Here is a 5162-nt window from a genome sequence, read left to right on the forward strand (position 1 = left end):
ACGCCGAGTTGTTGCCCCAAAGTCCCCCCACTACTACCCGGAGCAGCTATCAAAGGCAGCTCTAAAAGATACGAATAGATGCCTTCAGGACCACCAATTATCACATTAAATAAGGTTGACATAATCACTGGCGTTGCAAGATAAATAACAAGCATAGTAATGGTGAAAAACGCAATGAGAATTCCTGCGTCCACTCCAAGCAAAGCACGATTAGACTTTAGTCTACCCATTACACCTTGAATTTTCCTATAAATTTGACCAGTACGCCAGAGCTGAAACTTCACTAACTACACCATAAAAAAAGACCTGACAGTTTAAAAACAAGAAAAACACAAACTCAACAAAAAACTATTGCAGTATAATTGCGCATTTGCTTGTATAACCCTCACACAAAACTAGATATACACGTTACACCAAGTATGAGTAGTTATTAACAAATAGCGGGTTGACATGACTATGAGATTAACCCAAATTAACTCCTTTAGAAAAAGGTGAATGCCATGACTGAAACTGTATTAAACACCAAAACCTTACCTGAAGCCTTATCCAAATTAATTAGAACAGAAAAAGTAAAAGTCCGTGAAACAGATGGCGAAATTCACCTCATCCCCATACAGGAACCAATTGACTACATTAGCAAACTACGTGGCTCACTGGCTAATCATCCCGAGATGTCAGTTGACAAATTTTTAGAGCGCAAACACGCAGATAAGGAACTAGAAGAATGAACACGTTTTACGTCATGGACGCTTGTGCATTAATTGCTTTTTTACGCGATGAACAAGGTGCAGACGTTGTTACGGCTATTTTGAAATGTGCAAAGCAAGGTAAAGCCGAAATTTGTATGAATAGTCTTAATCTGCTTGAAATTTATTATGACATTTATCGTAATGTAGGAAAGACAAAGGCTGATGAAGAACTCTTGATGATTAAAGAGTTGCCTATTATGATACAGTCAGAATTGACTGATAGGGTCTTTAATGAAGCAGGGCGGTTTAAGGCTTCATATAGGATTTCGCTTGCGGATTCAATAGCTCTTGCTGAAACCACAGTTTCTGGTGGGGAATTGTTAACGGCTGATCATCATGAATTTGATGTTATTGAAAAACAGGAAAAAATTAAATTTCACTGGATAAGATAAGTCTCAGTAGTGCTTATTGTTTGTTGTAGAGCGTGTTTTTTTGGTTAATTGTGGGGAATAGAAAAGGTTTGTTTGTTGTTAATACTTGATGGTTTATGAGTTACTGCTTTACTCGTACTATGTACAGAAGAAAGCTTACAATTATTGCAATGATGATAATTGCTATGAGGTATATGGTGGCTTCGTTTAGGGGGATTTCCCATTTAGGTGCAGAGTAGGGTTGTACTGGGGTGATTTGGTGGAAAGTGGTGCCCCAAATGTTTGTGGCTTCTACATAGAGTAGTGCTTCGCCTTGTTTTGTTAGAGCGGTTACGGTTTTGTCTTTTTGTACTGCGATTTGGGTTTGGCCGTGAAAGCTTAAAATGTCTTCAAATACTGTGCTATATCCTTGGTAGTATTGGATAAATTGTTCGTGTTGCGGGGACATTTGGATTTGTTCTTGGGGCATGGTTAGTTGTAGGGTTTTGAGCAGTTTAAGATCAAGCTGATTTTTTTGAAGGACGTTCCAGTTTTCTGTGGGTAGATTGGTTATTTGATAAACTGTTATGTTGGTTAGTCCTCCAAGTTCTACGGGTGCATTTAGGTTTAGTATGGTGTTTTGAGAGCTGTCGGATAGGACGGTTATTTGTAGGGGTGAGTTGGGGTCAAAGTTTAGAGGCAGGTTGTAGGTGTTGTTGGTTTGAAAGTTGAGTTGTATTGTTTTTTGCAGGGTAACTTCTTTTTGTTGTTGCCCAGCGGTTATTTTGAGGTTGTAGTATAGGGGGCTTGTGCGTTTTAGGTTGGCGTTTATTGTGCCTGTGTCTTTGAAGGTTTGGGGGCCTGAATCATAAAGGTCGGACATGGCCATTTTGAGGGCTGTTGGGTCGTTTGTTTGTTCTTCAAGATTTGAGCGCAAAATATCGGTGATAGTTGTATTTAGGGCAGATTCAAATGTGGCTTCTATGCTAACGGTATTGTCGGTGATCCAGTTTTGTTGGGTTGGGTTCCATTTGTAGGCCGTTGCATTAATTGGCTTGTCAAAGTATTCATGCTCACAGGTAATGTTAGCGACAAAATACCTTGGGGTACCAAAGAGGTTGCAACCAAGTGTCAGGTTATAGTAAAGGGTGTTTGTGAAATTTTGGTTAATGATTTCTTTAGCCACTTTTGAGTCGAGTTGGTATTGGAGTTTAGCATAACGCTCCTGCGAAGTGAAGTATTGGGGTGTGGTGTTGAGGAGCTGTAGTGTTTGATTTTTACTTACTCCAGTGTTTTTGGCGATTTGCTCTATGTTCTTATTATGGCTATACATGGCTGTGATGGTGTTGCCAAAGGGTGTGGTGGTTAGGGTTCCATTTGGAGAGTTTATTTGGTCTAAGAGCTGATTTTGCAAATCCTCCTGACTTACATTTTGATTATCCAAGTTGGGGTTTATTGCGGGTGGGAAGATGAGGCTGGCTTGCCACTCAAACCACTCAACATAATCTGAGCCGTCTGTTGCTGGGAGGATTTTTGTCCAGATGAAGGTATGATGGTTGTTTGCTTCCCAAAGAAACGTTAAGGGTAGTTCAGTGTTTGGGTAGCTTTTTCCATCCACATTTAAGGCTGGTTGGCTGGTTTTTGTGGTTAAGCCTTGGGTTAGAAATTGGTTGTTGGAGGTTTGGTTAAGAAAACTAGAAACCGTAAGATTGGGCGTTAGGGCTTGCTGCATATCACTGTTCATGTCGGGGAGTTTTTGTGCGTATCCCGTCCATGTGTAATCGTCGATTATAGCGCGTTGATTAAGATTAAAAGTGGGTCCATTGCCGTCATAGCGTATGATTAGGGCAAAGGGTTTGTCATAGCTTGAGCCACTGCCAGTTGGAATTGTGTAGGTAAGTGCTACGGTGAAGTGGGGGTCATACTCTACAACTTGAACGCTAACCACCGTCTCTACCACTACAGGTGTTGTGGTATTTTCAGATGCAGAAAAACGACTACCCCAAGCACTAAAACAGAAAGAATATACTCCTGCAGGGGCAGAGGGTAAAACTTCAAAAGACCCCCAGCCCACCTCAGCACCAAAGTCACTGCTACAATCAAACAAGTTAAACACCAAAGAGTCATAGCTAACCTCTACCTTTTCAAAAACAACACCTGATACAAACGCGGCACTATAAGATAGTTCAAATTTGTCGTTGGGATAAAAGGTACCATCAGCATTAACCGCAGGCTGACCATACTTATCCAAAAGAGGCACAAGACTAACCCTAACCTCCCCCTCACCCGACCCAACCTGAGCAGAAGTCAAACCTAACAAACAAACAGGCAACCCCACCGACAAAACAACCAAAAAAGATAACAAAAGAGCAGAAATCTGTTTTGCAACAAGACGCCGCTTCCACAATAGTGCTTTGAGTTTATTTTTATCCATGCTACATCAAAAACTAAGGTACAGACTTTTAAAAACCAATCACAAAAACTAACGCACAGACCCCGTGGCAACTATAAAAATTATGATAAATGTTAAATATTGCTTTAATTAGAAAAAGAAGCACGAGATGTTATTATTATGACTGAATTAGAAATAGCTACAGCCCCAATGCACAGATTATGTAAAAAAGCCGGAGCAGACCGCGTAAGTGAAGCAGCAGCAAAAGAACTCGCAGAAGCCCTCCAAAACATAGGCATAAAAATTGCCAAAGATGCCCTAGACTTTGCAATGCACGCCGGCAGAAAAACCATAAAAGCCGAAGACATAGAAATCGCTGCCAAAAAAGCCATGGAAAAATAGCTCGCTCAAAAAGCGTGACTTTTTTTAGCCTAACAACACGGTATAAGGAGGATAAAAAATGTTGATGACAAAGCAAAGGCAACGACTTGTTTTACTATGCGGCTTACTTCAATTTTTCATCGCAATAACTCTTTGCGTTTTACTGCTTGTTTTGACAACCGATTACGGACTCCCAACTTGGGTTCACTGGATAAACCTTCCCTTAGCGGTAGCAAGCACTTGTCTATTGGTAGCCTCTATGTATGGCACAAGTTCCTATGTTTGCTGTGAGTGTGGCGAAAAATTCAACCCAACCTTTAAGGATTGGTCAACCAGCATCAAAAACAGCACCAAAGCGACTCGAAGAGTAACTTGTCCTAAGTGCAAAAAAAGACAATGGAGCAAACACACAGCATTTACAAAAGAAAACTAAAAAACAAACAAGTAACAACAATAGTATTAATTGGCGAGGTTAAATGACGATGATGGTAATTCAATGTGAAAATTTTAACTGCATACACCACAGCACAAATAACCAATCAACTGGTCCTTCACAATGCACCTTAAATTCAGTCCACATAGACCACACAGGCTTTTGCACAAAAAATGAAAACAAACCCGACAGCCAATACCAAACAACCATAATCGAACACACACCTAGAGATCCCCAACTGGCCAACATATCTGAAACGTTCGAACAAGTCATACATGAAACCCTAAAAAATGCGGGTGCGAAACATATTGTAAAATATTATCACTACCCCACACAAAGGCAGCCCTACCTAAGCCTGCTGCTACAAACAGACAAGGATAGAGAAGCGGTTATAGTATCTTATAAACCAAAAATACCTAACAATACAACTTAGCTATTCTCATATGTACCTGAATTGTACTCCCCTCAGGTTTGCCGTTCGGTTTTTTTAAAGTTAGAGGGATGTAAAGTTGACGGCGTTGCTTGATGGATTTAGCAGAAAATAATTGTTGGGTTGAGGTTAGACCACTTATTACTTCCAAGTTGGAGGCTGCAAATTTTGCCCCTATTTTAGATGTGTTGCATAATTTGGGTAAGCCTTTTAGGTTTTTTGTTGTCGCCCCCAAAGAGGGCAGTTGTTGTGGGAGTGATGAGCGGGCGTTGGTTAGGTTTTTTCTCCAGTTCCATGATGAGCATGCACGAGTGCAGATGACAAATATCATACGAACCCTACTTGACGTAGAAGTCGTAGGAGACGTTGAACCGCCAAAACCTCAATATCGTTTTTGTGCAGATTTAGAGTTATCAAAGAATTATGC

7 protein-coding genes and 1 pseudogene are annotated in these 5162 nt (G+C 40.6%); 6 read left to right on the forward strand and 2 right to left on the reverse strand.

Annotated elements, in window-relative coordinates:
- Positions 1-230, reverse strand: a 230-nt coding sequence (locus tag FWF39_RS11805; RefSeq protein WP_343383638.1) for a hypothetical protein, incomplete at its 3' end; no start/stop codon positions are given.
- 270 nt (positions 231-500) lie between these two features.
- On the opposite strand from FWF39_RS11805, the gene FWF39_RS11810 reads away from it, so the two are divergent.
- Positions 501-728 carry a hypothetical protein gene (locus tag FWF39_RS11810; protein ID WP_343383639.1) on the forward strand — a complete coding sequence of 76 codons (228 nt, stop codon included), beginning with the start codon at positions 501-503 and terminating at the stop codon, positions 726-728.
- A complete protein-coding gene (locus FWF39_RS11815) occupies positions 725-1141 on the forward strand; it encodes a PIN domain-containing protein (protein ID WP_343383640.1) in 417 nt (138 codons plus the stop codon). The genes FWF39_RS11810 and FWF39_RS11815 overlap by 4 nt, the downstream gene beginning before the upstream one ends.
- 100 nt (positions 1142-1241) lie before the next feature.
- Here the strand turns inward: FWF39_RS11815 and FWF39_RS11820 are convergent, their stop codons facing one another.
- The gene (locus FWF39_RS11820) at positions 1242-3533 is read right to left on the reverse strand and encodes a hypothetical protein (protein ID WP_343383641.1); all 2292 of its coding nucleotides are present in this window, start codon (positions 3531-3533) and stop codon (positions 1242-1244) included.
- A gap of 123 nt (positions 3534-3656) precedes the next feature.
- Between FWF39_RS11820 and FWF39_RS11825 the strand changes: the two are divergent.
- From FWF39_RS11825 to FWF39_RS11840, 4 genes and pseudogenes are all read left to right on the forward strand, one after another.
- Positions 3657-3893: pseudogene (locus tag FWF39_RS11825) on the forward strand (histone); the annotation flags it as partial.
- Positions 3894-3951: 58 nt separating this feature from the next.
- Complete coding sequence (locus FWF39_RS11830; RefSeq protein ID WP_343383642.1) at positions 3952-4305, forward strand: hypothetical protein; 354 nt, start codon at positions 3952-3954, stop codon at positions 4303-4305.
- Positions 4306-4348: 43 nt separating this feature from the next.
- Positions 4349-4738 (forward strand): hypothetical protein, encoded by a 390-nt coding sequence (locus tag FWF39_RS11835; protein WP_343383643.1) that lies wholly within the window; start codon positions 4349-4351, stop codon positions 4736-4738.
- Between the two features lie 92 nt (positions 4739-4830).
- On the forward strand, positions 4831-5162 hold a 332-nt coding region (locus FWF39_RS11840; RefSeq protein WP_343383644.1), incomplete at its 3' end, for a hypothetical protein.

The organism is Candidatus Bathycorpusculum sp. (genome assembly GCF_009778815.1).
Lineage (GTDB): Archaea > Thermoproteota > Bathyarchaeia > Bathyarchaeales > Bathycorpusculaceae > Bathycorpusculum > Bathycorpusculum hydrogenotrophicum.

Coding starts and splice junctions, on each gene's coding strand:
- FWF39_RS11835 (WP_343383643.1), top strand. CDS start 4,349: ATGACGATGATGGTAATTCAATGTGAAAATTTTAACTGCATACACCAC.
- FWF39_RS11815 (WP_343383640.1), top strand. CDS start 725: ATGAACACGTTTTACGTCATGGACGCTTGTGCATTAATTGCTTTTTTA.
- FWF39_RS11810 (WP_343383639.1), top strand. CDS start 501: ATGACTGAAACTGTATTAAACACCAAAACCTTACCTGAAGCCTTATCC.
- FWF39_RS11830 (WP_343383642.1), top strand. CDS start 3,952: ATGTTGATGACAAAGCAAAGGCAACGACTTGTTTTACTATGCGGCTTA.
- FWF39_RS11820 (WP_343383641.1), bottom strand. CDS start 3,533: ATGGATAAAAATAAACTCAAAGCACTATTGTGGAAGCGGCGTCTTGTT.